This window comes from Nonomuraea sp. GTA35, from assembly GCF_041950525.1.
In the GTDB taxonomy this organism is placed as follows: Bacteria; Actinomycetota; Actinomycetes; order Streptosporangiales; family Streptosporangiaceae; genus Nonomuraea.
On sequence record NZ_JBGNUV010000002.1, the window covers coordinates 1293853 to 1319545 of the forward strand.

Below are 25693 nucleotides of genomic sequence, written 5' to 3' on the forward strand. Positions count from 1 at the left end.
GCGGGGCCTTCGGCCGGCCGGGCTTCCGGCTAGAGCACGGGCAGGTAGCGGCCGAGCTCGAACTCGGTCACGTGGCGCCGGTACTCGCGCCACTCGCTGCGCTTGTTGCGCAGGAAGAAGTCGAAGACGTGCTCGCCCAGCGTCTCGGCCACCAGCTCGCTGCGCTCCATGACCTCGATCGCGTCGTTGAGCGAGCCGGGCAGCGGCTGGATGCCGAGGGCGCGCCGCTCGGCGCTGGTCAGCGTCCAGACGTTGTCCTCGGCGGCGGCCGGCAGCTCGTAGCTCTCCTCGATGCCCTTCAGCCCGGCGGCCAGGATCAGCGCGAAGGCCAGGTAGGGGTTGCAGGCCGAGTCGAGCGAGCGGAACTCGATGCGGGTCGAGCCGCCCTTGTGCGGCTTGTACATCGGCACCCGGACCAGGGCCGAGCGGTTGTTGTGGCCCCAGCACACGTAGGAGGGTGCCTCGCCGCCCTGCCCGGCGATGGCCTCTGCGCCGCCCCAGAGCCGCTTGTAGGAGTTGACCCACTGGTTGGTGATGGCCGTGATCTCGGCGGCGTGCCGCAGCAGCCCCGCGATGAACGAGCGCCCGATCTTGGACAGCCGGTAGTCGGAGCCGGCCTCGTAGAAGGCGTTGCGGTCGCCCTCGAACAGCGACATGTGCGTGTGCATGCCGGAGCCGGGGTGCTCGGTGAACGGCTTGGGCATGAACGACGCCCAGATGCCCTGCTCCAGCGCGACCTCCTTCATGACCAGGCGGAAGGTCATGATGTTGTCGGCCGTGGTGAGCGCGTCGGCGTAGCGCAGGTCGATCTCCTGCTGGCCGGGCGCGCCCTCGTGGTGGCTGAACTCGACGGAGATGCCCATCGACTCCAGCATCATGATCGCCTGGCGGCGAAAGTCGTGGCCGGAGCTGTGGGGCGTGTGGTCGAAGTAGCCGCCGGAGTCGATCGGCTCGGGCCGCTCGCCCGGCTCGGGACGGTTCTTCAGCAGGAAGAACTCGATCTCCGGGTGGGTGTAGAAGGTGAAGCCCATGTCGGCGCACTTGGCGAGCGTGCGCTTGAGCACCCAGCGCGGGTCGGCGTGCGACGGCGTGCCGTCGGGCATGAGGATGTCGCAGAAGATGCGGGCCGCGCCCGGCGTCTCGCTGCGCCAGGGCAGGATCTGGAACGTGGCCGGATCGGGCTTGGCGAGCATGTCGGACTCGTAGACGCGGGCGAAGCCCTCGATGGCCGAGCCGTCGAAGCCGATGCCCTCGGCGAAGGCCCCCTCGAGCTCGGCGGGCGCGATCGCGACGGACTTGAGGAAGCCGAGCACGTCCGTGAACCACAGCCGGATGAACCGGATGTCGCGTTCCTCGAGCGTGCGGAGCACGAACTCCTGCTGGCGGTCCACGGCATCCCCTCGTTCGTACGGACAGTACAGGTGTACACACCAGCATGCCGTGTCCGTGTTTCGCACACGTTACGGGGGGTGCCGGTGCGAGCCTCGCTGACAAAGGGCCCGCCCCGACTTACTGTGATCACGCAGTCAGTCTCGGGGGAGGCATTGGTGGCTATCGACCTGCTCAATCACAAGCTCGATCGGGCGTTCGACCACATCGACGCGAGCGGCAACGGCGTCGTCGAGCGCGAGGACCTGCTGGGGCTGGGCGCCCGTATCCTGGTGGGCTTCGGGGAGTCCCCCACCTCGGTCGCCGGGGCGAGTCTCGTGGACGGCTTCGACCGCATCTGGTCCACCCTGTCGGAGACGCTGGAGCGCGACGGCGACTGCGGCATCGCGCGGCCGGACTTCCTGCGCGGGATGACGGCGGCGTTCGTCACGGGCGACCAGTACGACCCGGTGTTCAAGCCGGCCACGGTCGCGGTGGCGGAACTGTGCGACGGCGACGACGACGGGGAGATCGGGCCGGGCGAGTTCCGCACGATGTTGTGCGCGTTCGGGGTGGCCTACGACGACGTGGACCAGGCGTTCGACCGGCTGGACCGGGCGGGCAGGGGCGTGCTCACCGTGGACGAGCTGGTCACGGCCGCCGCCGACTACTACCGCGGCGACGACCCCAACGCCGCCGGCAACTGGCTTTTCGGACCCCTGTGAACAGCACGGTGAAGAACACTCCAGTGAAGAGCGCCGCGAAGGACACCGCGAAGGACACCGCGAAGGACAGCGCGAAGGACACCGCGAAGGACACCGTGAGCACCGCCACGACCACCACCGTGTTCGCCACGGTGTTCACCACCGCGCGCACCGCCCTGCGCTCGGCCCTGACGTCCCTGCTGCCGCTGCCGCGCAGGGGCGGCTCGGCCGCGCTGGCGCTGCTGCCGCTCACCGAGCGGGTGCCCGCGATGGCGGCGCCGTGCAGGATGCACCCGGCCGTGTACGCGATCGAGGCCGCGGTCATCGACTGGGCCAGGCGTACCGGCCTGCGCGCCGATCCGGGTGTCGGCTACCACCGGATGGCGGGCCGGGCGTTCGCCGAGTTCGACGCGGCCGCGGCGGCGCTGTTCGCGCAGTGGCTGACCTGGCTGTTCCACCTGGACGACGAGCTGGACGAGCGCTCGGGCCCGCTGGAGATCTTCCACGGCATGCTCAAGGGCACCTCCTGCCATCCGCTGGAGGCGGCCTTCGCCGACCTGTGGCGGGTGACGAGCGTGCGGATGAGCGACCAGTGGCGGGCCAGGTTCGCGGTGGGGCTGCAGCGCCAGTACGACGCCTGCCGCGCCGAGGCGGAGAACCGCGCGGCGGGGCGGATGCCGACGCTGGAGGAGTATCCGGCGCTGCGCAGGGGCACGGTGGGCCCGTACCTGTACGACCTGGTGGAGCCGTGCCTGCGGGTGGAGGTGCCGGTCTGGGTGCACGAGTCTGACCCGTGGCAGCAGCTCGTGAGCGCCTGCAGCGACGTCACGGCCTGGTGCAACGACGTGGCCTCGCGGCCGAAGGAGCGCGGCGACGTGCACAACTTCGTGGTGCTGGCGATGCGGCAGCTCGGCCTGGGCGAGCGGGAGGCGACGGCCTGGGTGCTGGACCGGATCGCCGCGCGCTGCCAGGACATGCGCAAGGCGGCCAGGCGGCTGCCGCTGGACGACCTGGCGCCGAAGGCGGCCAGGGACGTCAGCAAGGTGGCCTGCGCCTACCTGGCCGCGCCGCGCGCGCACCTGGACTGGCTCCTGGAGTCCCAGCGCTACGCGTGAGGCCCGCGCACGCTACGCGTGAGGCCCGCGCGCGCTACGCGTGAGGCCCGCGCGCGCTACGCGTGTGCCCTGGGGCCGGCGGCGAGGATGTCGCCGGCCAGGGTGCGGCGGTAGACGACCTGCTTGCCGATCCGCATGCCCACCGCCAGCCCGCCGCCGCTGAGCACGCCGAGGTGCTGGCTGACCGCGCCGGGCGTGAGCGACATGCGGACGGCCAGCGCCGAGGTGGTGGCGGGCTCGGCGAGCGCGAGCAGGATCGCGGCCCTGCTCCGGCCGATCAGCGCGGCGAGCGCGCCCGGCGCGGGCGGCGGGCCCTGCTCCCACAGCGTGCCGACGCCCTGCACGGGGTAGACGAGCATCGACTGGTACGGCGCCGTCATCACGGCCACGGCTGGCCAGTAGAACGCGCTGGGCACCAGCACCAGCCCGTCGCCGTGCAGCCCGCCGGACGCGCACCAGGGCCGGTCGACGAGCAGCAGCTCCCCCGTCCACTTCACGGCCGGGTCGAGCGCGGCGAACAGCTCGCGCGCCCCGCCCTGGGCGAGCTGCCGCGACCGGCGCAGCACGTCCCGCTCCAGCAGGGCGTACACGCGGGGCCAGAACTCGGCGAAGCACCCCTCCCAGTACGCCTCCAGCGCGTCCGCCACCCTCGACACCCCGGCCTCGGGGTCGGCGACGAACCGTTGGATCACGGCAGGGTCCGTGCCGCGCACCTTCAGCGCCTCCTCGCGGGCCAGCGCGGGGTCGGTGCGCCTGACCCGGTCCAGCTCGGCGGCGAAGTCGGGCATCGGCGTGTCGGGCGGCGGGGTGATGAAGTCGGCCAGATAGCCGCTCGGCGGCACGAGCGCGAACAGCTCGGACAGGTCGAGCCCGGCCAGGCGGGGCCGCACGGCCTTGAGCCAGGGCAGGTGGATCGACTGCCGGGCGGGCTGCTGGAGGGTGCGCAGGCTGGCCACGAGCTCCCACATCGGGGAGAAGGCGAACCGGATGCGCGCCACGTCCTCCGGCCTCAGCGCCCAGGTGATGGACATGCTTTTAGTGTGCGCTAAATCGTTCGCACCGCGAAACCGGAAATCTCACCCTATGAGGCGTGTCAAGCACTACTGCCGAGAGGCCCTCCTTCCTCAAGTCCCAGATCGGCGGGCTGCCCCGCCCGTTCTGGGCACTGTGGGGCGGCACGCTGGTGAACCGCCTGGGCACCATGGTCATGCCCTTCACCGGCGTCTACCTGACCCAGAGCCGCGGCCTGTCCGTGGCCGCGGCGGGCCTGGTCATGGGCGTGTTCGGCGCGGGCTCGCTGCTGTCGCAGCTCGTCGCGGGCGTGCTCGCGGACCGGATCGGGCGCCGGGCCACGCTGTCGGGCGGCATGCTGGCCACGGCCGCCTGCATGCTGGCGCTGGGGTACAGCACCTCGCTGCCCGCGATCCTGGCCTCGATGTTCGCGCTCGGGCTGGTGATCGACGTCTACCGGCCGGCCTCGAACGCGCTGGTCGCCGACCTCGTCTCGGCCGAGGAGCGGCCCCGGGCGTACGGGCTGCTGTTCTGGGCGATCAACCTCGGTTACTCGGTGGGCATGACGGCCGGCGGATGGCTGGCCGGGCTCGGGTTCGTCTGGCTGTTCTGGATCGACGCGGTGTCGAGCGTGGTCTTCGCCGTGCTGGTGTGGCGGGCGGTGCCCGAGACCAGGCAGGTGACGGGCGGGTTCGGGGTGGTGCTGCGCGACCGGGTGATGGTCGGGTTCACGCTGGTCGCGCTGGGCAACGCGCTGGTCTACTCGCAGACGATGACCATGCTGCCGGTGGCGATGACCGGCGTGGTGAAGCTGTCGCCCCAGGAGTTCGGGGTGGCCATGGCGCTGAACGGGATCCTGATCGTCGTCGTGCAGCCGCTGGTGTCGGGGTGGCTGGGGCGCAGGGACCCGGCGCGCACGTTCGCGCTGGGGCTGGCGGTGATGGGCGTCGGGTTCGCGATGACGGCGTACGTGACCAACGTGCTCGGGCTGGCGGTGACGATCGTGATCTGGACGGCCGGGGAGATCGTCACGGCCGGGATCCCCGGCGCCATCGTGGCCGCGCTGGCTCCCGCCGAACTGCGCGGGCGGTACTCGGGGCTGTTCGGGTTCTCGTGGTCGCTGTCGGCGGTGCTGGCGCCGCTGCTCGGCGGGCCGCTGCTGGAGCTGGGCTCGGGGGCGCTGTGGTTCACGATCGGCGGGGTCGGCCTGGCGTCGGCGGCCGGCATGCTGCTGCTCGGCCCCGCCGTCCGGCGCCGCTGACCGTGCCGGCCGCGGCCCGCTATCGTTGCTCCGACCAGGTGCGGAGCACGTTGAGAAAATTTTGATCGGACGTTGGCAGCCCACCGGTAATTTTCACCCCGATCATGGGGTGGGAAGGGCGGTGGGATGCGCCACGCAGGTCTGGCGCGCAGTGTGGCGATCGGCATGGCCACGCTCGCCGTCGTGTTCGAGCTCGCCGACATCTGGGTGACGGCGCAACTGCCGCAACCGTCCTGGACTCCGCTGCCGCTCGCCCCCGAGGACGTGGCGGGCACGGCGTTCTCCGTCTTCGGCGCGATCCTCGTGAACAGCAGGCCGCGGCTGGTGATCGGCTGGCTGCTGTGCGTCGGCGGGCTGAGCGCCGCCGCCAACATCCTGTCGGCGAACACGTTCCACCTGCTGTTCGGGCACGCGGCCGTGGGCTGGCCGCTGATCAACCTCACCTGGCACGTGCTGCAGCTCGCGCTGGGCGTGCTGCTCCCCCTGCTCTACCCGGCCGGCAGGCTGCTGTCGAGGCGCTGGCGCTGGGTGGTCGTCCTGGCCGTCATGGGCGTGGCACTCGACTGGGCCGGCGCGCTGAGCGGGCAGAGAACGTTGCGGGAGCCCGCGCACTGGATGGTGTCGGCGGCCATGGCGCTGGCGTTCGTCTCGCTGGTGGTGCGGTTCAGGCGGGGCGACGCGGCCGAGCGGCGCCAGCTCCTGTGGCTGGTGGTGGCGCTGCCCGGGCTGCTGGTGCCGTGGATGCTGGGCGATCCGTTCTGGTGGCTGGCGACGCTGTTCATCCCGCTGATCCCGGCGGCCATCGCGGTGGCGGTGCTGCGTTACCGGCTGTTCGGCATCGACACGCTGATCACCCGCGCGCTCATCGGCACCGCGCTGATCATCGTGACCACCGGCGTGTACGTGGCGGTCAGCGCCGCGAGCAGCCTGTTCCTCGCCGAGGTCGACGAGGTGGCCGGGATCGCGGCGGCGGTGTTCGCCGGGGCGGCCTTCCAGCCGATGCGGCGCGGCATGCAGCGCGGCGTGGACCGGCTGCTGTACGGCAGCACCGGCGTGCCGGGCACGCTGGCCAGGCGGCTGCGGCACCGGCTGCAGCACGCCGACCCGGTGCACGGGCTGCTGGCCACCCTGGACACGCTGCGCGAGGGCCTGTCGGTGACGGGCGTGGCGGTCGAGCTGGACGGCACGACCACCACCTCCGGCTCGCTCGGCCCGCCCGCGCGGGTGATCTCCCTGGTGTGGCACGGCGAGCCGGTCGGGCTGCTGCTGGTCGGGCCGACCGACAGGCGCAGGTTCCCCGCGGCGCACGACGAGCGGGTGCTGGCCACGCTCACCCCGTACATCGCCGACGCGGCGCACGCGGTGCGGCTGACGGCCGCGTTGCAGCGCTCGCGCGAGCGCATTCTGACCGCGCGCGAGGAGGAGCGGCGGCGGCTGCGCCGCGACCTGCACGACGGGCTCGGCCAGTCGCTCACCGGCATGGCCATGTCGATCAACGCCGCCCGCCTGTCCGTGCGCAGCGCGCCCGAGCGCGCTGACCTGCTGCTGGCCGAGCTGCGCGCCGGCATGGACGCGGTCAGCGGCGACATCAGGCAGCTCGTGTACGGCCTGCGCCCGCCGGCGCTCGACGAGCTGGGCCTGGCGGGGGCGGTGGCGGAGCTGGCCGGCACGCCGGTCGAGGTCTCCGGCGGCCTCGACGGGCTGCCCGCGGCCGTCGAGGTGGCCGCGTACCGGATCGTGCAGGAGGCGCTCACCAACGCCCGCAAGCACTCCGGCGCCGCCACGATCGCGGTCGCGCTGCGGCGGGCGGAGACGTTGCGGATCACCGTCACCGACGACGGGAGCGGGATCCCGCCGGACGCGCGGGCGGGGGTCGGGCTGGGCTCGATGCGCGAGCGGGCCGCCGAGCTGGGGGGCACCTGTGTCGTGCGGGGGGCGGAGGGAGGGGGCACCGTGGTCGACGCCGAGCTGCCTCTCTGATATTTCCCCATATACCCAGACCCGTTCTGCCTCTACAGTTACGCCTGACATGCTGACCTTCACCGCTCTCGGACCGTTCCAGGCCTGGGCCGACGGCGCCCCCCTCGACCTCGGCGGCCAGCGGCAGCGGGCGGTGCTCGCGCGCCTGCTCGTCGCCGGTGGCCGCGCCGTGCCCGTGCACACCCTCATCGACGAGCTGTGGCCGGGCGACCCGCCGGCGCAGGCCCTGTCCACGATCCAGGGCTACGTCTCGCGGCTGCGCCGCGCCCTGGAGCCCGGCCGCGCGCCCCGCGAGGAGGCCGGGGTGCTGGTGTCCGCGCCGCCCGGGTACGCGTTGCGCGCCCGTACCGAGCAGGTGGACGCCTGGCACTTCGAGAGCCTGGTGAAGTCCGACGGCACGTCCGCGCAGGTGTGGGCGGCCATGGACACGGCGCTGGAGCTGTGGCGGGGGCCGGCGCTGGCCGAGTTCGCGGAGCTGAGCTGGGCCGCGACCGAGGCCGGGCGGCTGGAGGAGCTGCGGCTGATCGCCGTGGAGCGGCGGGCCGACGCCGGGCTGGCGCTGGGCCGGGCGACGTCGCTGGTGGCGGACCTGGAGGCGCACGCGTCGGCGCACCCGCTGCGGGAGGAGGCGTGGCGGCTGCTGGCCGTGGCGCTCTACCGGATGGGGCGCCAGGGCGACGCGCTGGCGGCGCTGCGCAGGGCGCGCGCCGTGTGGCGGGACGAGCTGGGGCTGGACCTGTCGGCCGGGCTGAAGCGGCTGGAGGCCGACATGCTGGCCCAGCGCCTGGATGAGCCCGCCACCGAGCCCTCCGTCGAGCCCCCCGCCGAGCCCGCGGTGGACGGCGGGGTGCTGCGCGTGCTGGTGGCCGATGACCAGGCGCTGGTGCGTACCGGGCTGAAGGCCATGCTGGACAGCGAGGCCGGGTTCGCGCCGGCGGGCGAGGCGGCCAACGGCGAGGAGGCGATCACGGCCGTCCGCGAGACGCGTCCCGACGTGGTGCTGCTCGACATCCAGATGCCGCGCCTGGACGGCCTGGCCGCCGCGCGCAGGATCCTGGCCGGGGAGCGGCCGCCGAAGGTCGTCATGATGACGACGTTCGGCAGCGACGAGAACCTGTACGCGGCGCTGCGGGCGGGGGTGAGCGGGTTCGTGCTGAAGACCTCGCCGCCCGAGCAGATCCTGGCCGCGATCAGGGCCGCGGCGGCCGGCGACGCGCTCATCGACCCGGCCGTGACCACGCGGCTGATCTCGGCGTTCACCGGGCGCACCGACCCGGCCTCGCCGCCGGCGCTGGCCGGGCTCCCCGACGACCGGCTGGACGTGCTCAAGCTCGTCGCCCGCGGGCTGACCAACCGGCAGATCGGGCAGACGCTCGCGCTGCCCGAGGAGGAGGTGGGCCTGGTGGTGAAGTCGCTGCTGGAGCACCTCGGGCTGTTCGACAGGGCGCAGCTCGTGATGGCCGCGTACGAGTCGGGCCTGGTCACCCCAGGGGCGAAATGACCGGCTTTTCGTCGCTTTGACGATAAAAATCGGGGCGTACTAGGCTGTTCACGTGGCACAACTCCGCATTGCCCTGGCACAGACGAACCCGACCGTCGGCGACCTGAGCGCCAACGCCGACAAACTGATCGCGTGGACCCGCGACGCGGCGGAGCGCGAGGCCCATCTCGTGGTCTTCACCGAGATGTTCCTCACCGGCTATCCGGTGGAGGACCTCGTGCTGCGCACCTCCTTCGTGGACGCCAGCATCCGGACGCTGGAGGAGGTGGCGCGCAGGCTGGAGCAGGAGGGCCTGGGCGACCTGCCGGTGGTCGTCGGCTACGTGGACCGCGCCGGCCTGGCCCCCCGCGTGGGCCAGCCGAAGGGAGCCCCGCTCGACGCCGCCGCGCTGCTGCACAAGGGCGAGGTGGTCACCCGGACCGCCAAGCACCACCTGCCGAACTACGGGGTGTTCGACGAGTACCGCTACTTCGTGCGCGGCGACCGGCTGCCGATCTTCCGGCTGCACGGGGTGGACGTGGCGATCGCGGTGTGCGAGGACCTCTGGCAGGAGGGCGGCCCCGTGTCCGTCGTCGGGCAGGCGGGGGCCGGGCTGCTGGTGGCGCCGAACGCCTCGCCGTACGAGAAGGAGAAGGACGACGTACGGCTGGAGCTGTGCGTGCGCCGGGCCCGCGAGGCCGGGTGCGGGCTGGTCTACGTCAACCAGGTCGGCGGGCAGGACGAGCTGGTCTTCGACGGCGACTCGATCGTGGTGGACGCGTCGGGCGAGCTGGTGGCGCGGGCCGCGCAGTTCGAGGAGGAGCTGCTGGTCGTGGACCTCGACGGCCTGCCCGTCTCCGACGCCGAGCCGGGCACGTACCCGTACGACGCGGGCGACGGCTCCACGATCACGGTCGAGCGGCTGGTGCTGTCCGCCGAGCCCGTCGCGCCGTACACCGCCGTGCCCTCCGCCGTCCCCGAGCGGCTGGACCTGCACGCCGAGGTCTACTCGGCGCTGGTCCTGGCGGTGCGCGACTACGTGGCCAAGAACGGCTTCCAGTCGGTCATCCTGGGCCTTTCCGGCGGCATCGACTCCGCGCTGACCGCCACGATCGCCTCCGACGCCATCGGCCCCTCGCGCGTCAACGTGGTGCTCATGCCCTCCCGCTACTCCTCCGACCACTCGCTGGCCGACGCCGAGGAGCTGGTGCGCAGGCAGAGCGTCAACGCGCAGGTGGTGCCGATCGCCGACATCGTCAGCGCGTTCGAGAAGGAGATCGAGCTGTCGGGCCTGGCCGCCGAGAACCTCCAGGCCCGGGTGCGCGGCATGATCCTCATGGGCCTGTCGAACGAGCACGGCCACCTGGTGCTGACCACGGGCAACAAGAGCGAGCTGGCCACCGGCTACTCCACCCTCTACGGCGACTCCGCCGGCGGCTTCGCGCCGATCAAGGACGTGCCGAAGACGATGGTCTGGGAGCTGTCCAGGTGGCGCAACGCCAACTCCGGCCCGGGCTTCCTGCTCCAGGCCGAGCGGCCGATCCCGGAGAACTCGATCACCAAGGAGCCGAGCGCGGAGCTGCGTCCCGACCAGCGCGACACCGACTCGCTGCCGCCGTACGAGGTGCTGGACCGGCTGCTGGACGACTACGTCGAGAAGGACATGGGCTCGCAGGAGCTCATCGCGGCCGGGCACGATCCCGCGCTGGTGACGCGGGTGATCCGGCTGGTGGACCTGGCCGAGTACAAGCGCCGCCAGTACCCGCCCGGCCCCAAGATCACGCCCAAGAACTTCGGGCGTGACCGCCGCCTGCCCATCACCAACCGCTGGCGGGAGAGCACCAGCTAGGCCGTCGCCGCTCCGAGCGCGAGCGACCCCACGGCCAGGGCCAGGAAGCCCGCCGGATAGGCGAAGTTGTGGAACACGCGGGCGCGGACGTGCACGACGACCGCGCCCGCGAAGTACGCGACCAGCCCGGCCGCCGCCGCGAGCCCGAGGAAGCGCGCGCCCAGCAGCCCGAGGACCAGCCCCGCCGCCCCCGCGGCCTTCAACGCGGCCAGCAGCGGCAGCCAGGAGCTCGCGATACCCAGCTCGCTGGAGTTGGCCAGGACGAACCTGGCGCGCGCCACGTCCGCCGCGGCGGCCCAGACGTTGGCCGCGATCGTCATGAAGGTCACCGCCAGATAAGCGCCGTACATCTTTCGCACCTCCTTTCCCCCCAGCCTTGCCGGGCCCGCCACGGGCGTCCAATACCCGCATCCATAACCTGATGGCATGGATGTGGACACCCGTTTGCTGCGCTACTTCGCCGCCGTGGCGGAGGAGGGCGGCCTCACCCGCGCCGCCGGGAGGCTGTACGTGTCGCAGCCCGCGCTGACCAAGCAGATCAAGCAGCTGGAGGCGCAGCTCGGGGTGCGGCTGTTCACGCGCTCCAAGGCCGGGATGGCGCTCACCGAGCCGGGCCGGGCCCTGGCCGAGCGGGTGCCCGACCTGCTGGCCGCCTGGGACCTGGCGCTGCGCGCGACCCGGCGCGCGGCCGGCGAGGCGGCGCGCGTGCTGCGGGTCGGATTCCTGGCCAGTGCGGCGAACGAGGCCACCCAGGAGATCGTGGCGGCGTTCGCGCGCCGGCGGCCCGGCTGGCGGGCCGACATGCGGCAGGCCTCGTGGGCGAACCCGAGCGCCGGGCTCGCCGGCGGGGAGGTCGACGTCGCCCTGCTGCGGCTGCCGTTCCCCGGGCAGGCCGAGTTCCGCGTGGAGGTGCTGTTCAGCGAGCCGCGCTGGATCGCGCTGCCCTCCTCGCACCCGCTCGCCGAGCGGGAGGTGATCGCCTTCAGCGAGCTGTGGGACGAGCCGTTCGTCGCGGCGCCGGAGGAGACCGGGGCGTGGCGGGACTACTGGGTGGGCGCCGATGAGCGCGACGGGCGTCCGGTGCGCATCGGCGCCGTCACCGGCCAGCCGGACGAGTGGCTGAGCGCGATCGCCAACGGGTACGGCGTCGCCCTGGCGCCCGAGTCGGCGGCCCGCTACTACGCGCGGCCCGGGGTCACGTACCGGCCGGTCACCGGGGTCAGCGCGAGCCAGGTCGCCGTCGCCTGGGCACCCGCGGACGACGCCGATCCCGTCGTGCAGGACTTCGTGCGGTGCTGCCTTGAACACACGTAACCAGTAGGTTACGCTTCCGGGTGTGAGCGAGGCGGCGAGGGCGCGCGGGGACGAGGCGTCGCGCCTGGGCGAGGCGGAGGAAGCCTGTGCGGACGAGGCGGTGGAGGCGCGCCTGGACGAGGTGGCAGGGGCCGTCGCCGACCCGGTGCGGCGGCAGATCCTCGTGCTGCTGCGGCAGGGGCCGCTGCCGGCCGGTGAGGTCGCCGAGCGCTTCGCGATCAGCCGGCCCGCCGTCAGCCGCCACCTGCGGGTGCTCAGGCGCAGCGGCCTGGTCCGCGCCGAGCTCGTCGGCAGGCAGCGCCTGTACACGCTCGATCCCGGGCCGTTCGGGGAGCTGGTCGCGTGGCTCGGGCCGTTCGTGCGGCCCTCCGGCTGGGAGCACCGCCTCGACGCGCTGGAGACCGAGGTGTACCGCACGCGCCGGGAACGCCGTACCACGGGTGACGCCTCGCCAGGCGTCTCCGGAGAGGAGAGCACCGCATGAGCCCCATCCCCACAGGCCGGCTGTTCGGCACCGACGACGGCGCGGACCTCGTCCTCACCCGCACCTTCCGCGCGCCCGCGGGCGACGTGTGGGCCAGCATCACCGAGCCCGAACGCACGGCCCGCTGGTTCGGGCCCTGGGAGGGTGACGCGGCGCCGGGCCGCACGGTCAAGGTGCAGCTCGTCTTCGAGGAGCAGCAGCCCTGGTCCGACCTGCGCATCGACGCCTGCGAGCCGCCCCGCCGCCTGGCCGTCTCGTCCGTGGACGAGCACGGGGCCTGGCACGTCGAGCTGCTGCTGGAGGAGTCGGACGGGGTGACGGAGCTGCGGTTCGTCCAGCACCTCGACACGGTGGACGGCATCGGGGAGATCGGTCCCGGCTGGGAGTACTACCTGGACCTGCTCGTCGCCGCGCGCGACGGCTCGCCGGCGCCGGGCTTCGACGCGTACTACCCGTCGATGCAGGCGTACTACACCGGGCTCGCCACCGCCGGCGACTGACGACCAGAGGCTCACCACGTCCGGCCGGTGACGACCGGCGTTTACCACGTCCGGCCACGGACGACCTGGGCTCACCGCGTCCGGCCACTGACCACCGGGCCTCCCGGCCGGGGACGACCGGCGGCCTGGAATTGTCGGTGGCTCCTGGCACAGTGGCCGCGTGGCTCAACCCCTGAAAGACATGATCAACAACCGGTCGGTGTCGGTGCTGGCCGACGGCCTGGCCGCCGCCTGGCCGGCGTTCCCGCGGGCCCGCTTCGCCGCGCAGGCCCTGACCGGGCTCGACGGCCTGGAGCTCAAGGCCCGCGTCGCGCACGTCGCCGCGGCCCTGCACGACGCGCTCCCCCTGCCCTATCCGCAGGCCGCCGCGCTCGTGCGCGAGTGTGCCGCCACGCTCGACATGTGGAGCGGCTGGCCCGCCACCGAGCACACCGCCGTCCAGGGGCTCGACCACCTGGAGGCCGCGATGGAGACGCTGGCCGCACTCACGCCGTACGCCACGGGCGAGTTCGCCGTCCGCCCCTACCTGGAGCGCTACCGCGACGACGCCATCAAGATCATGTACGGGTGGGCGGAGTCGCCCGACGAGCACCTGCGCCGGCTGGCCTCGGAGGGCTCGCGCCCGCGCCTGCCGTGGGCGAGCCGGGTCGGCTGGCTGATGACGCCGGGCCCGACGCTGCCCCTGCTCGACCGGCTGCGCGACGACCCGAGCGAGTACGTGCGCCGCTCGGTCGCCAACCACGTCAACGACCTGGCCAAGGACCATCCGCAGGTGGCGCTGGAGCTGCTGGCGGGGTGGCGCGCAGGCGGCGGCTCCCACGTGGAACGGGTGCTGCGCCACGCGGTCCGCGGGCTGCTGCGCGCCGGCCATCCCGAGGCCCTCGCCCTGGTGGGCGCCACGCCGGGCAGCGGCGCCGTGGACGAGCTGTCCCTGGACTCGCCCACCGTGGCCGTGGGCGGCAAGCTGGCCTTCACGGTCACGGTGACGGCGGAGGCGGCGGGGCCGGTGCTGCTGAAGTACGCCGTGCGGCGGGCGGGCTCGCGCCGCGTGTTCCATCTCGGGCAGCGGGAGGCGGGCGGGGCCGGCGAGACGTTCACCGTACGCAAGAGCCACTCCTTCCGCCCGGTCACCACGCGCGACGAGCCGCCGGGCCCGCGGGAGCTCGATGTGATCGTCAACGGTAGGGTGGCCGCGACCGTCCCGTTCACGTTGACCGGGGCCGAGGTGGCATCGATCTCGTGAGGCACCGGCCGAGAGGGGTCCTGTGACGGACGAGGCGCGGGACGTCGACCTGCTCCAGATCGAGCTGGGCGTCATCTGGCGCCTGGACGAGCGCGGGCGCCTGCCGGGGCCGGAGGACATGGTGATCGGCGTGGCGGCCGGCGGCATGACCGCGGCCGTCGCGAGCGGCGTACCGGATGAGCTGGCCGAGCGCCTGCTCTCCCTCGTCACCGCGAGCACCCCCACTCCGCCAAACCTCGGCACGCCACCGGACGTGCTGGCGGCCTGCCGGGCCTTGCTGGGCGGCGAGAAGGTCAAGGTGTCGGGAGGCCCCAGCTACCTCGTGACCCCGCCCCTCCGGGCCGGCCTCGCGGTGGAGGTCCTCAGATCGGACTCCGCCGAGCACCTCCACCTCGTACGCTCCCTACCGCGGCCCGGCTCCTGGGAGCCCGACGAGTGGGCCGAGCTCACCAGCGGCAGAGCGGGAGCGCCCTGGGCGATGGTCGCCGAGGACGGGCAGGTGGTCTCGATCTGCCACAGCGCCCGCCTCACCCGGCTGGGCGCCGAAGCCGGCACCTGGACCTCACCGGCGTGCCGCGGCCGCGGCTACGCCGCCGCCACCACGTCCGCCTGGGCCGACCAGTTGCCCGGGATCCACCTGTTCTACAGCGCGAGCGCGGACAACCACTCCTCGCAACGGGTGGCCCAGCGCCTGCGACTCCGCCCCCTCGGCTGGTTCTGGCACCTCACCACCTGACACCACCCACCTCCCACCCGAGCCACTGCATGGACGGTCAAGAGGCACCCCACCCCGGCAGACGCTCGACCGGCAGACCACGCCCGAGCAGGTCCCCGGCCGGGTTCACCCGTGGGTTCCCGCGTGCAGGACCTCCCGTTCCCAGTCCTCCCGCGGCTGGGTGTGCAGCCGCCAGTAGTGCTCGGCGATGTCGTCCGGGTCGAAGGCCGTGCCCGGCGCGACGACCCCGGCGACCGTGACGCTGGCCGCGTGCACACCCGACGGCCCGTACTCCTCGTCCAGCATCGCCACCAGCGTCCGCACCCCGGCCTTGCCCAGGGAGAGGCTGACGTACGCGGGCTTGGGTTCGGGCATCCCGCCGGTGACGATGAACGTGCCGCCGCCGCGCCGCGCCATCGCGGGCACCACGTGCGCGGCCGTGATGAGCGCGCCCACCACGTTCACCGACCACGCGTCGAGCTGCGCCCGAGCGTTCGCCTCAGCGAGCGAGTCAGGGCGGATGACGGCAGCGTTGTACACCACGACGTCCGGCGTGCCGAGCGCGCCCGTCGCCGCGTCGAGCGCCGCGCGCAGCTCGTCCTCGTCCCCGCAGTCCGCTCGGTACGTGAGCACTCCGTCCAGGCCGAGGGAGCTACCGGTACGCGAGACGAGCCCCACCGCCAGCCCCTCCTTGGCGAACCGGCGGGCCACCGCCCGCCCGATCCCCGGTCCCGACCCGACGATCACCGCTCCAGGCATCGATCCGCTCCTCCACGTTGTTGTCGCATTCATGACGCTCGCGACGGTAAGGCGTCACATCGATGTGAAGGTCAAGGAAGTTCATGAGGATCGGTGACCTGGCCCGCGAGACCGGGGTCAGCAGGCGGCTGCTGCGCTACTACGAGGAGCAGGGCCTGCTGCGGCCCCGGCGGCTGGCGAACGGCTACCGCGAGTACGGCGACGCGGACGTGGCCGCCGTGCGCCACATCCGTACGATGCTCGCCGCCGGCCTGCCCACGTCCGTCATCGCGCGGCTGCTGGACTGCGTCCACGACGACGGCGACCGGATGGTGCCGACCGCGTGCCCCGGCATGGTGGACAACCTCCAGCGCGAACGCCGCCGCATCGCCGAGAGCATCGAACGGCTCCAGACGTCCCAGCAGGCGCTCGACACCATGCTCGCGACCGTCCGGCAGCAGCCCCGCTGACGTCTTCACCCCTGGAACGGCGAGGCGTCCGAAGGGTCGCGGAGTGACCGGCGTACAGCACCGGCCGGCGGCAGCGGGCGCCGCGGTCGCGTGCCAAGCCGCCGGGATCTGGGAGGATCGTGAGGCCATGACGGAGATGACCCGCTGTGTCGCGTGCGGCGGCGGCACCGTGGCCCCCGACGGCCACTGCTGGGACTGCGGGGCCGCGCAACCGGCCTTCCGCTCCCACGTCGAGCTCACGACGGACGCCGGCGCCGCCGGGGTCAGCGACCGGGGCCTGCGACGGGCCGTGAACGCCGACGCGATGGCCCTGGTCAGGGCGGGCGCGTGGACGGTGGGTGTGGTGTGCGACGGCGTGTCCATGTCGCCCCGCCCGGAGCGCGCCGCCCAGGTCGCCGCAGACGCGGGCGCGGCCACGACGATCGCGCTGCTGCGCGCGGGCGCGCTGCCGGAGACGGCGCTGGCGGAGGGGGCGATCCGGGCGGGCCGGGCGGTCACGGCCCTCGCCGGCTCACGCGAAGCCCCCCTCGGCGCGCCGTCCGCCCGCCTCCGTGATCCGCTGACGCAGGGGGCGCCCGCGTGCACGTACGTCGCCGGCGTCGCGGGCCCGGACGGCGTGTGGGCCTGCTGGGTCGGCGACAGCCGCGCGTACTGGCTCCCCGGCGAGGGCGTCGCGACGGCCATGACGGAGGACGACACGGGCGAGCACGAGGCCCTGTCCGCCTGGCTGGGCGCCGACGCGGGCCGTCCCGAGCCGCGCGTCCGCAGCTACCGCCCCAGCATCCCGGGCCTCCTGCTGCTGTGCACGGACGGCCTGTGGCGCCACTTCCCCGACGCCGGCGCCCTGCGCGACCGGACCCGTGCCGTTGGCCTGCACAGCCAAACCCGTTCCGACGGCCTGCGCGGCCAAGCCCGTGCCGGCGGTCTGGACGCCGCCCGGGCCCTCGTCGATCACGCCCTGGCGGCAGGCGGCCAGGACAACGTCACCGCCCTGCTGCTGCCAGCCGGGCCTCGATCCCGTCGAGGATGAGGCCCAGGCCGAGCAGGAACTGCCCGTCGAAGTCCGCGTCCTCGACCTGGCTGAGCCGGGCGAGCTCGCCGTCCAGGTGCCCGGCCACCTTGGCGCGGATCTCGGCGTCAGCGGCAGGCGTGCGGACCTTCTGCCACCAGGTGTTCTCCGCGGCGACGAACCCGTTGACGTAGGACGTCAGCGTCCCCACGGCGGCGGTGAGCACGGCCCCCTCCAGCCCCGCCCCGGCCAGGGCGGAGTAGAACAGCCGGGACCGGGCCACGGCCTGGGGCCCCAGCAGCGGGCGGGTGGCGGTGAGCGCGGGCACCCAGGGATGGCGGCGCATGACGGCGCGGCTCTGCGTGAGCTGCGCGGTGAGGAAGTCGCGCCACGGCCCCGCCTCCCCGGGCGCCTCGATCTCGCCGATCACCTCGTCCAGGGCCAGGTCGAGGACGTCCTCCTTGCTCTGGACGTACTCGTAGAGCGACATCGTCCCGGCGCGCAGCCGGGCGGCGAGCGCCCGCATGGAGAACCCGGCCACGCCCTCCGCGTCGAGGAGCGCGACGGCGGCCTCGACGATGCGCTCGCGTGACAGCCGGGGCCTGCGCGGGCGGGCGTCCTCGCGGAACCAGATCGTCTCCGGCATCCTCCAGCCTTTCCGTGCACTGTACGGAAATCCGTACGGCTAGCTTAGGCGCCCCGACGACACCGTGGAGGACGAGGTGGAGGACGAGATGGAGCAGTGGCACCGGGATCACGCGATGCTGGCGTTGCGGATCAACCGGCTGGCGACGGGCGGCGCGAGCGGCACCGCGCTGATCTACCGGGGACCGGCCGAGTGGGCCGCGGCGGTGGAGGCGGAGCCGCCGGCCGCGGCGGGGGCGCTTGCGGAGGAGGCGGAGCGGCTGATGGAGTGCGCGCCGACCGCCTACCTCGCCGCCCACGTGCGCGCCGTCCGCGCCATGGCCCGTCACCTGGACGGCGAGCGGCTGCCGCTGGCCGAGTACGGGCGGCAGTGCCTGGGGCTGGAGCCGCGGTGGGTGCCGGAGGAGGTGTTCGAGCAGGCGCACGCCGACCTGGACGCGGCCCTGCCGAGGACCTCCGGCACGCCGGCCGACCGGCTCAGGGCGTGGCAGGAGGCGCACACGCTGCGGGACATCGAGCGGCTGCCCGGGCTGGTGGACCGGGCGGTGGCGGAGACGCGGGCGCGGACGGGCGCGATCGTCCCGCTGCCGCCCGGGGAGGTGGTGGAGTGCCGGCTGGTCGAGGGCGTGGGGTTCCACGGGGCGGGTGACTACGAGGGCGGGCTGAAGTCCACCATCCACATCAACAGGGCGATCCCGTTCAACGTCGCCGACCTGCTGTATCTGGTGGCGCACGAGGGGCATCCCGGGCACATCGCCGAGTCGATGCTCAAGGAGCTGCGTCTCGGCGAACAGCAGCGGGTGCGGTTCATGCTGTCGCCGTCGTTCGTGCTCAGCGAGGGGCTGGGGCTGCTGGCCGAGGAGCTGGTGTTCCCCGGGGACGAGGCGCAGGCGTGGCTGAACGCGAACGTCCTTCCCGGGCTGGGCATCCGGCCGGACGGCAGCGACTTCGCGGCCGTGCACCGGGCCAGGAACGTGTTGTGGGGCGTCTGGGGCAACGCGGCGTTCCTGGCGGACGAGGGGCGGGAGGAGGCGGAGCTGGCCGCGTACCTGAGGCGGTGGGCGCTCTACGGTGACGGCGAGGTGGCGGCGGCGCTCGGGCTGCTCAAGCCCTCGCCGATGAGCCCGTACATCTTCGGATATTTCTACGGATGGGAGCTGGTGCGGCGGTGGGCGACCGGCCCCGAGCGGGTGCGCCGGCTGCTGACCGAGCAGCTACTGCCCGCCGACCTGGCCTCCTGACGCGCGCCGCGCGATGAGCTGCTCCACGCCGTCGAGCAGCAGGTCGAGGCCGAAGCGGAAGTCGTCGTCGTGGACCCAGCCCTCGGCGCCGCGGAAGGCGCCGCCCCGCACGGCGGCCGACGCGGCGGGGTAGCGCTCGGGGTCGAGCAGCTCCACCAGCATCTCGCCGTAGTCGGCGGCCCCCCCGATCCCGGCCTCCTCGAACTCCTGGAAGCCGGCCCCGGCCGACTGGACGATCGCCGCGTCGGTCAGCGCGTACCCGGTCAGGGCGCTGGCCACGTTGATCTTCTCCCCGTCGTCGAGGCCCGTGCCGTCGAGCGCGGCCAGCGCCCGGTCCAGCCAGAGCAGCCGCCGCGGGCCGAGCGGCGGGGCGAACTTCGTGATCTGCAGCACCCAGCCGTGCTTCAGCACGAGGTCGCGCTGGAGCCGGGTCCACAGGGCGAGGTAGTCGCGCCAGGGCAGGCCCGACGGATCCGGCGGGTCGGGGGCGATGGCGTCGGACATCAAGGTGAGCAGGTCGTCCTTGCTGCCGATGTACCGGTACAGCGCCGTCGCCGCCACCCCGACCTTCGTGGCCACGCTGTTCATCGACACCCCGGCCAGCCCTTCGGCGTCGGCGAGCTCGATGGCGGCGGCGGTGATCGTGGGCAGGTCGAGCCGCGGCCGCGGCCCCCTGCGCGGCACCGGCTCGCGCCCCCACAACCGCTGCAGCATGGGGGGCAACCGGTCTTGCGCCATCGAACTCCTCCTTGACTCCCTCCTAGGATTCTGCATTATCTTAAAACTATGAACGGCATACACAGTAAGACATTCACAGATGCCATCGTGGCCCGGGGGCTCACCAAGTCGTACGGCGGGACACGAGTGCTGGCCGGGATCGACCTGACCGTTCCCACCGGCTCGCTGCTGGCGCTGCTCGGGCCCAACGGCTCGGGAAAGACGACCACCGTACGGATCCTGACCACGCTCCTGGCCCCGGACGGCGGCACCGCCACGGTGGCCGGGCACGACGTGACGCGCGAGGGCCCGCAGGTGCGCCGCGCCATCGGGCTGACCTCCCAGCAGGCCACGGTGGACGCGTTGCTGACCGGGCGGGAGAACCTGGAGCTGTTCGCCGGCCTCTACCACCTGGGCCGCCGCCGGGCCAGGCGGCGGGCGGAGGAGTTGCTGGAGCGCTTCGACCTCACCGGTGCCGCCGACCGCCGGGCCGGCACGTACTCGGGCGGCATGCGCCGGCGCCTGGACCTGGCGGCCAGCATGGTGTCGGCGCCGCCGATCCTGTTCCTGGACGAGCCCACGACCGGCCTCGACCCGCGCAGCAGGGCCGAGCTGTGGTCGGTGATCCGCGAGCTGCTGGCCTCCGGCACCACCATCCTGCTGACCACGCAGTACCTGGAGGAGGCCGACCAGCTCGCCGACCGCGTCGTGGTGATCAACGGGGGCCGCGTCGTCGCCGACGACTCCCCCGCCGCGCTGAAACGCCAGGTCGGCAGGGAACGCCTGGCCCTGCGCCCGGCGCGGCCCGCGGACCTGCCCCTCGCGGCCGCCACCCTGCAGGGCGCCCACGTCGACCCCGAGGCAGGGGAGCTGACGCTGGCCCTCCAGGGCCCCGACCACCTGCGACACGCGCTGGACGTGCTGCACGGGGCGGGCATCCCGGTCGAGCACGTGGAGCTGCGCACCCCCACCATGGACGACGTCTTCTTCGAGCTCACGGCGACCGCGACAGGAGCACTGGCGTGAACGCCTCCCTCACCTCGGCCGGCGACCTGCACCGCCTGGTCGTCCGCGACCTGCGCCGCGACCTGCGCGTCCTGGACGGCCTCATCGTGAACACGGCCCTGCCCGTGATGATCATGGTCCTGTTCGTGTACGTGTTCGGCGGCGCGATCACGACCGGCTCCAGCGGGCTGGACTACATCGACTTCGTCGTGCCCGCCGTCCTGCTCATGTCCGGCGGGTACGGCGCCGCGCTGACCGCGGTGACCATCGCCGACGACATGACCGGCGGCATGATCGACCGCTTCCGCACCCTGCCGATCAGCGGCTGGGTGGTGCCCGCCGGGCACGTCGTGGCCTCGGTGATCCGCAACGTCGCGTCCTCGGCCATCGCCCTGGCCGCCGCGCTCCTGCTCGGCTTCCGCCCCGACGCCTCGCTCGCCGACTGGGCGCTGGTGCTGGCCCTGGTGACGGGGTACGTGCTGGCGATGTCCGCGCTGGCGGCGGTCTGGGGGCTGCTGGTCAGCTCGTCCCAGGCGGCCGGGGCGTTCAGCTTCGTCGTGCTCTTCCTGCCGTACGTGTCGGACGGCATCGTCCCGGCCCAGACCATGCCGGGCGTGCTGCGGGACTTCGCCTACAACCAGCCGCTGACACCGATCATCGAGGCCATGCGGTCGCTGCTGCTGGGCCTGCCCATGGGGTCGTCGGGGGCGGTGGCCACCGCGTGGCTCGCGGGCACGGTGGTGATCTGCGTGCCGGTGACGGCGGTGCTGTTCCGCCGCAGGACCGCCTCACGCTAGCAGGAGGGTCAGGCCGCCGGTCGTGTAGCAGACCATCAGCACGAACAGCGGGATCTGGCCCGCCACCGCCCTGGCGGGCGGCAGCAGCCTGACCGAGCGGTCGTGGGCGGCCACCACGCCCGCGACGTGGCCGATCACGATGGCCAGCACCTGCACGGTGGCGATCGTGCCGGGCGCGACGGCGTTCTGGTCCACCTCGGCGTCCAGGCCCAGCGCCAGGACGATCGCGTGCCGGCCCTCGATGACCAGCAGCGAGAAATAGTGCGCGATCAGGTAACCGACGGCGATCGGAAGCAGCGAGTGGGCGAAGCGGCCGGTCAGGCTCCTCGTGCCGCCGATCAGGCCGGCCGCGCCGAGGCACGCGGCGTACAGCGCGGCCACCCCGGCGACGGCCGCCAGCAGGCCGAGCGTCCCCAGGCCCGGGCGACCGCCGAACGGGGCGGACTGCAGGGCGTTCACCCAGGCCGGGCTGGTGGACAGGCCGTCGTAGGCGGTGCTGCCGAGCAGCACGCAGACCGTGGCGACCAGGCCGGGGGCCGGGGCGATGGCGTCCAGGCCGTCGAACGGGTTGCGCAGCACGCGCCTGCCGTCCGCGCGCCGGCCGAGCGGGGACAGGTGGCCGATCAGGGTCGAGTACACCTCGAACGGGTCGCCGCGTTCCAGCCAGGCGTGGCCGTACACGAGGGTGCCGGCGAGCTGGGCGGCGGCGTACAGGGTGAGGAAGATCAGCAGGGTGGGGGGCGCGGCGGGCTCGGGGGCGACCAGCTCCGTCCAGGTGAACGCGAGCAGCCCCGCCGCCGCGGGCCAGAGACCGAGCCCGGACGGGTACGGGCGGCGCGGCCGGTCGGGCAGCAGCCGGAACGGGTTCAGCGCCCGCCACACCGGGCCGAACAGCAGCGACGCGGGCACCAGGCCGACCCAGAAGAGCACGTACACCAGGTACGGGCCCGCGTTCTCCGCCGCCGGGCCGAGGACCAGCCACCCGAGGGTGTAGACGGCGGCCAGAAGGGTCAGGACGCGCACGACCAGGCGCACCCGGCACGGACCGGTCGGACGGCGCCGCACCCCCGAGCCGCCAGGGCCGCGCCGCACCGCCGAGCCGTCAGGATCGCGCGGCAGCGCCGGGCGGCCGGGAAGGCGGAGCGTGATCGGGCGGCCGGCCAGGTCGCCGCGGAAGCGGGAGTCGGCCCAGAGCAGGCCGAGCGCCAGGAACGAGACGACGAGCGCGGCGAACGCGCCCGCGTAGGCGTAGAAGATCGGGATCGGCAGGTCGGCCCGCTCCCCGACACCGTGCGCGAGCAGATCCACCGCCCCCGCCGGGTCCATGCCCGTCACCGGACCGCGAGCTGGGTCAGGACCAGCTTGCCGCCGTGCGTCTCCACCTGGAACACGCCGGTCAGGTCCGCCGTGAACCGGACGGTCACGGGCACCCCGGGGCGCAGCTCGGCCACGAGGTCGTAGCCGTGCACGTGCAGCTCGTCGGCCACGTCGCTGGTGACGGTGATGCTGACCTGCCGCCCCTTGGCCACCTCCAGCCAGCCGGGAGGCGGACGGACCCGGCCGCCCGCGATCGTGATCTCGGCGTCCGCCCGCCCGATCGGCGCGCCGGTCGCCACCTCGTGGCTGTTGCCGGGATCGCGGTGGGTCGGCGACAGCGGCCCGCATCCCGCGGCGAGCACCCCCGCCAGGACGGCACAGCACACGCGGACGGCCCCCGAGTCCCGCACCGCAGGCGCGCCCCGCCCCCGGAAGGCCGGCCTCACGTGGGCACCTCGGCCTCGGCGGGCCGCTCGGCCGCCGCGCGCCGCCGCCGGGGCGCCAGCACGACGACCGCGCACAACACCCAGAGCCCGGTGAGCAGCCCCCGGATCCACCCCGGGCCCAGCGGGATGACCGGGATCAGGTACACCAGCCGGTCGAACGCGTCCGCGCAGGCCAGCACCCCGACCACGATCGTGAACCAGCCGAACACCGGCCGCCCCGCCCGCAGCGCCGAGCCCAGGCACAACCACCACGCCCCCATGAGCAGCAGCGCCGCCCCGGCCTGCGCCGGGCTGCCGAGGGCCGCGGCCACGACGTCGAGCACCAGCCCGAGCCCGCCCGCCAGGGTCCCGGCCACGACCAGCCGGTGCCCGCGCCGGGTCGTCGCCGCCGGAGCGGCCGTGACCCCGTGCCCCGCCGCCCCGTCACCGTCATGCGCCTGAGCAGCGCGCCCGCGCCGCCTGACCAGGTGCCGCGACCGCCACCAGAACAGCCCCGCCAGCAGCCCCAGCACCAGCGAGCCGCCCAGCGCGAGCTGCGCCTCCACCTTGCCCAGCCCAGACGCCCCGAACCAGTCGCACCCGGCGGGCAGCCGCGCCTCGGCGGCGCTGAAGTCGGCGCACAGGTACAGCTTGACGAGCTTGACCGGCTCGGCCAGCAGCCGCCGCGTCCCGCCCGTCAGCTCGGGCGCCGCCGCGGCGCAGACGGGCAGCACCACGGGCGAGGACGCGCCCGTGTCCCCCTGCCAGCAGTTGCCGGTGCCCTGGCCGTCCCACCAGACGTCCAGCCCGTTCGGCCGCCGCTCCCCCGTCGGGCTGACGCCGAACACGTTGCCCTCGTACCGGTTGAAGTCGGACGTGTCGGCCTGCCTGGCGAGGTCGTTCTCGCCCCTGATGAACGCGGGCACGCCGAAGAGGAGGAACCCGGCCCGCCGGTGCCCCCAGACCTGGTTGTTCTTGAAGACGTTGTAGTTGCCGCCCGCCACGATCACGCCGGTGCCCGGCGGCACCCCCACCTGCGAGCAGACCACGCCCCGCTCGTAGCCGCGCTCGGCGGGCGGCTTGGCGCAGGTGCCGTCGCGGGTGTGGCGGTAGTAGTCGCGGTTGTTGTCGTAGATCTTGTTGTTCTCGAATTTCGCGTGGTTCTGCGGCAGGCCGGGGTGGGAGGGCCAGAGGCTGTCCATCGTGGCGCCGACCATGTTGTCGTAGAACTCGTTGTCGTGCACCCAGAGCGAGTCGCCCGCGGTGCCCGAGTAGCCGAGCGCGTTGTCGTGGCTCTTGCAGCGGCGGATCTCGATGGCGTAGCGGGGGACGTCGTGGCCGCGGCCCTCGTTCAGGTTGGAGGCGCTGCCCGGGTAGAGGCCGCCGTCGCCGTTGCCGTACGACTCGCAGTCGGTGTAGAGGCCGTGGTCGCTGGCGAAGGTGAGGAAGCCGTACTCGTCGTTCCAGCGGGTCAGGACGCGGTCGATGACGAAGCCGTCGGTCTCGAGCACGTACAGGGAGTTGAACGTGGTGCGCTGGGCGGTGAGGTTCCTGAAGTAGACGCCGTCGGCGCGGTCGGCGCGGACGGCGTTCAGCTTGCGGTACTCGGCGTCGATGACGACGTCCAGGGGGCCCGCGCCGGTGCCCTCGATCTGGAGGTCCTGCTTGCCGAGGATGGCGACGAGGTTCTGGTTGTGCGGGCACTGGACCTGCTGCTCGTAGCTGAGGATCTGGTAGCCCCAGTCCGACCAGCGGGCGGGCAGGCGGGCGCAGGCGCCGGTGGGGGCGGGCCGGCTGGGCTCCTCGCGGTAGAGGCCGGGCAGGATGGCGATGGTCATTCCGGGGCGGTTCACCCGGTCGACGGCCTCCTGTACGTGCCGCACCCCTTTTTCCTGACATTTCACGAATAAGTCGAGGTTGCGGGTTTTGAGGTCAGCAGGGAAATGCGCGATCCGGCGTTCGAAATCGGCTCTGTCGGTCTTGCAGACGAGCAGGTCGGGCTCGCCCTGCCGCAGGACCGGCACCGAGCCCGTGCCGTCGGGGAACGAGACCGGGCGCTCCTCGTGGGCCAGGGCCGCGCCGCCACCGGCCACCAGCAGGACCGACACCAGTGCGACGATGGACGCGAGCTTCCGCATGTGGCCCATGGCCGGAGATTAGAACAAGGCTCACGTTCTGCCTAGGCCGGAAGATCCGGAAATGATGGTGCCCCGCGAAGCCGGCCATCCGTGCAACTTCGTGGGGCAGACCAGGAGGCTAGCGAGCCCGCCTACATTTCTTCTTCATGTCTCGCGGCATGTCTCGC

At 73.3% G+C, this 25693-nt stretch carries 25 protein-coding genes; 16 read left to right on the plus strand and 9 right to left on the minus strand.

The window, feature by feature from the left end; translation table 11 throughout:
- Window positions 1-29: 29 nt before the first annotated feature.
- The gene (locus ACBJ32_RS12630; RefSeq protein ID WP_357865650.1) at window positions 30-1391 is read right to left on the minus strand and encodes a glutamine synthetase family protein; all 1362 of its coding nucleotides are present in this window, start codon (window positions 1389-1391) and stop codon (window positions 30-32) included.
- A 156-nt stretch (window positions 1392-1547) separates the two neighbouring features.
- On the opposite strand from ACBJ32_RS12630, the gene ACBJ32_RS12635 reads away from it, so the two are divergent.
- Window positions 1548-2093 carry an EF-hand domain-containing protein gene (locus tag ACBJ32_RS12635; protein ID WP_375126837.1) on the plus strand — a complete coding sequence of 182 codons (546 nt, stop codon included), beginning with the start codon at window positions 1548-1550 and terminating at the stop codon, window positions 2091-2093.
- 23 nt (window positions 2094-2116) lie between these two features.
- A complete protein-coding gene (locus ACBJ32_RS12640) occupies window positions 2117-3187 on the plus strand; it encodes a terpene synthase family protein (RefSeq protein WP_375126838.1) in 1071 nt (356 codons plus the stop codon).
- 56 nt (window positions 3188-3243) lie between these two features.
- Here ACBJ32_RS12640 and ACBJ32_RS12645 read toward each other — a convergent pair whose 3' ends face one another.
- A complete protein-coding gene (locus ACBJ32_RS12645; RefSeq protein ID WP_375126839.1) occupies window positions 3244-4218 on the minus strand; it encodes a DUF5937 family protein in 975 nt (324 codons plus the stop codon).
- A 59-nt stretch (window positions 4219-4277) separates the two neighbouring features.
- On the opposite strand from ACBJ32_RS12645, the gene ACBJ32_RS12650 reads away from it, so the two are divergent.
- From ACBJ32_RS12650 to ACBJ32_RS12665, 4 genes are all read left to right on the plus strand, one after another.
- Complete coding sequence (locus ACBJ32_RS12650) at window positions 4278-5459, plus strand: MDR family MFS transporter (protein WP_375126840.1); 1182 nt, start codon at window positions 4278-4280, stop codon at window positions 5457-5459.
- Between the two features lie 126 nt (window positions 5460-5585).
- Window positions 5586-7439: a sensor histidine kinase gene (locus ACBJ32_RS12655; RefSeq protein WP_375126841.1), complete on the plus strand. Its 1854-nt coding sequence runs from the start codon at window positions 5586-5588 to the stop codon at window positions 7437-7439.
- A gap of 49 nt (window positions 7440-7488) precedes the next feature.
- On the plus strand, window positions 7489-8940 hold the full coding sequence (locus tag ACBJ32_RS12660) for a BTAD domain-containing putative transcriptional regulator (RefSeq protein WP_375126842.1): 1452 nt from the start codon (window positions 7489-7491) through the stop codon (window positions 8938-8940).
- Window positions 8941-8992: 52 nt separating this feature from the next.
- A complete protein-coding gene (locus tag ACBJ32_RS12665) occupies window positions 8993-10768 on the plus strand; it encodes an NAD+ synthase (RefSeq protein ID WP_375126843.1) in 1776 nt (591 codons plus the stop codon).
- On the opposite strand, the gene ACBJ32_RS12670 is transcribed toward ACBJ32_RS12665, so the two are convergent.
- Window positions 10765-11118 (minus strand): DoxX family protein, encoded by a 354-nt coding sequence (locus ACBJ32_RS12670; protein ID WP_375126844.1) that lies wholly within the window; start codon window positions 11116-11118, stop codon window positions 10765-10767. The two genes, ACBJ32_RS12665 and ACBJ32_RS12670, sit on opposite strands and share 4 nt — an antisense overlap.
- A gap of 76 nt (window positions 11119-11194) precedes the next feature.
- Between ACBJ32_RS12670 and ACBJ32_RS12675 the strand changes: the two genes are divergently transcribed.
- From ACBJ32_RS12675 to ACBJ32_RS12695, 5 genes are all read left to right on the plus strand, one after another.
- Entirely contained in the window at window positions 11195-12082 is an 888-nt protein-coding gene (locus tag ACBJ32_RS12675) for a LysR family transcriptional regulator (RefSeq protein ID WP_375126845.1), read from the plus strand.
- A gap of 22 nt (window positions 12083-12104) precedes the next feature.
- Window positions 12105-12566: a metalloregulator ArsR/SmtB family transcription factor gene (locus ACBJ32_RS12680; protein WP_375126846.1), complete on the plus strand. Its 462-nt coding sequence runs from the start codon at window positions 12105-12107 to the stop codon at window positions 12564-12566.
- Window positions 12563-13066 carry an SRPBCC family protein gene (locus ACBJ32_RS12685; protein WP_375126847.1) on the plus strand — a complete coding sequence of 168 codons (504 nt, stop codon included), beginning with the start codon at window positions 12563-12565 and terminating at the stop codon, window positions 13064-13066. Before ACBJ32_RS12680 ends, ACBJ32_RS12685 begins: the two co-directional genes overlap by 4 nt.
- A 160-nt stretch (window positions 13067-13226) precedes the next feature.
- Window positions 13227-14309 carry a DNA alkylation repair protein gene (locus tag ACBJ32_RS12690; protein ID WP_375126848.1) on the plus strand — a complete coding sequence of 361 codons (1083 nt, stop codon included), beginning with the start codon at window positions 13227-13229 and terminating at the stop codon, window positions 14307-14309.
- Between the two features lie 22 nt (window positions 14310-14331).
- Window positions 14332-15045, plus strand: a complete 714-nt coding sequence (locus tag ACBJ32_RS12695; RefSeq protein ID WP_375126849.1) for a GNAT family N-acetyltransferase — start codon at window positions 14332-14334, stop codon at window positions 15043-15045.
- Between the two features lie 105 nt (window positions 15046-15150).
- Here ACBJ32_RS12695 and ACBJ32_RS12700 read toward each other — a convergent pair whose 3' ends face one another.
- Entirely contained in the window at window positions 15151-15783 is a 633-nt protein-coding gene (locus ACBJ32_RS12700) for an SDR family NAD(P)-dependent oxidoreductase (protein WP_375126850.1), read from the minus strand.
- Window positions 15784-15866: 83 nt separating this feature from the next.
- Here ACBJ32_RS12700 and ACBJ32_RS12705 point away from each other — a divergent pair, with 83 nt between their 5' ends.
- The gene (locus ACBJ32_RS12705; protein ID WP_357865627.1) at window positions 15867-16232 is read left to right on the plus strand and encodes a MerR family transcriptional regulator; all 366 of its coding nucleotides are present in this window, start codon (window positions 15867-15869) and stop codon (window positions 16230-16232) included.
- Window positions 16233-16359: 127 nt separating this feature from the next.
- A complete protein-coding gene (locus tag ACBJ32_RS12710) occupies window positions 16360-17262 on the plus strand; it encodes a PP2C family protein-serine/threonine phosphatase (protein ID WP_375126851.1) in 903 nt (300 codons plus the stop codon).
- Here the strand turns inward: ACBJ32_RS12710 and ACBJ32_RS12715 are convergent.
- The gene (locus ACBJ32_RS12715; protein WP_375126852.1) at window positions 17216-17887 is read right to left on the minus strand and encodes a TetR/AcrR family transcriptional regulator; all 672 of its coding nucleotides are present in this window, start codon (window positions 17885-17887) and stop codon (window positions 17216-17218) included. The two genes, ACBJ32_RS12710 and ACBJ32_RS12715, sit on opposite strands and share 47 nt — an antisense overlap.
- Before the next feature lie 76 nt (window positions 17888-17963).
- On the opposite strand from ACBJ32_RS12715, the gene ACBJ32_RS12720 reads away from it, so the two are divergent.
- A complete protein-coding gene (locus ACBJ32_RS12720; protein ID WP_375126853.1) occupies window positions 17964-19127 on the plus strand; it encodes a hypothetical protein in 1164 nt (387 codons plus the stop codon).
- On the opposite strand, the gene ACBJ32_RS12725 is transcribed toward ACBJ32_RS12720, so the two are convergent.
- On the minus strand, window positions 19101-19865 hold the full coding sequence (locus ACBJ32_RS12725) for a TetR/AcrR family transcriptional regulator (RefSeq protein ID WP_357865620.1): 765 nt from the start codon (window positions 19863-19865) through the stop codon (window positions 19101-19103). The genes ACBJ32_RS12720 and ACBJ32_RS12725 overlap by 27 nt on opposite strands.
- A gap of 48 nt (window positions 19866-19913) precedes the next feature.
- Between ACBJ32_RS12725 and ACBJ32_RS12730 the strand changes: the two genes are divergently transcribed.
- Together ACBJ32_RS12730 and ACBJ32_RS12735 are read left to right on the plus strand one after the other, a co-directional pair.
- On the plus strand, window positions 19914-20870 hold the full coding sequence (locus ACBJ32_RS12730) for an ATP-binding cassette domain-containing protein (RefSeq protein WP_375126854.1): 957 nt from the start codon (window positions 19914-19916) through the stop codon (window positions 20868-20870).
- A complete protein-coding gene (locus ACBJ32_RS12735) occupies window positions 20867-21646 on the plus strand; it encodes an ABC transporter permease (protein WP_375126855.1) in 780 nt (259 codons plus the stop codon). The genes ACBJ32_RS12730 and ACBJ32_RS12735 overlap by 4 nt, the downstream gene beginning before the upstream one ends.
- Here the strand turns inward: ACBJ32_RS12735 and ACBJ32_RS12740 are convergent.
- The 3 genes from ACBJ32_RS12740 to ACBJ32_RS12750 are packed head-to-tail and all read right to left on the minus strand — an operon-like array spanning window position 21638 to window position 25535.
- Window positions 21638-22972 carry a hypothetical protein gene (locus ACBJ32_RS12740; protein ID WP_375126856.1) on the minus strand — a complete coding sequence of 445 codons (1335 nt, stop codon included), beginning with the start codon at window positions 22970-22972 and terminating at the stop codon, window positions 21638-21640. The genes ACBJ32_RS12735 and ACBJ32_RS12740 overlap by 9 nt on opposite strands.
- Window positions 22973-22977: 5 nt before the next feature.
- Window positions 22978-23409, minus strand: a complete 432-nt coding sequence (locus tag ACBJ32_RS12745; RefSeq protein ID WP_375126857.1) for a hypothetical protein — start codon at window positions 23407-23409, stop codon at window positions 22978-22980.
- Complete coding sequence (locus ACBJ32_RS12750; RefSeq protein WP_375126858.1) at window positions 23406-25535, minus strand: hypothetical protein; 2130 nt, start codon at window positions 25533-25535, stop codon at window positions 23406-23408. Before ACBJ32_RS12750 ends, ACBJ32_RS12745 begins: the two co-directional genes overlap by 4 nt.
- Window positions 25536-25693 lie beyond the last annotated feature (158 nt).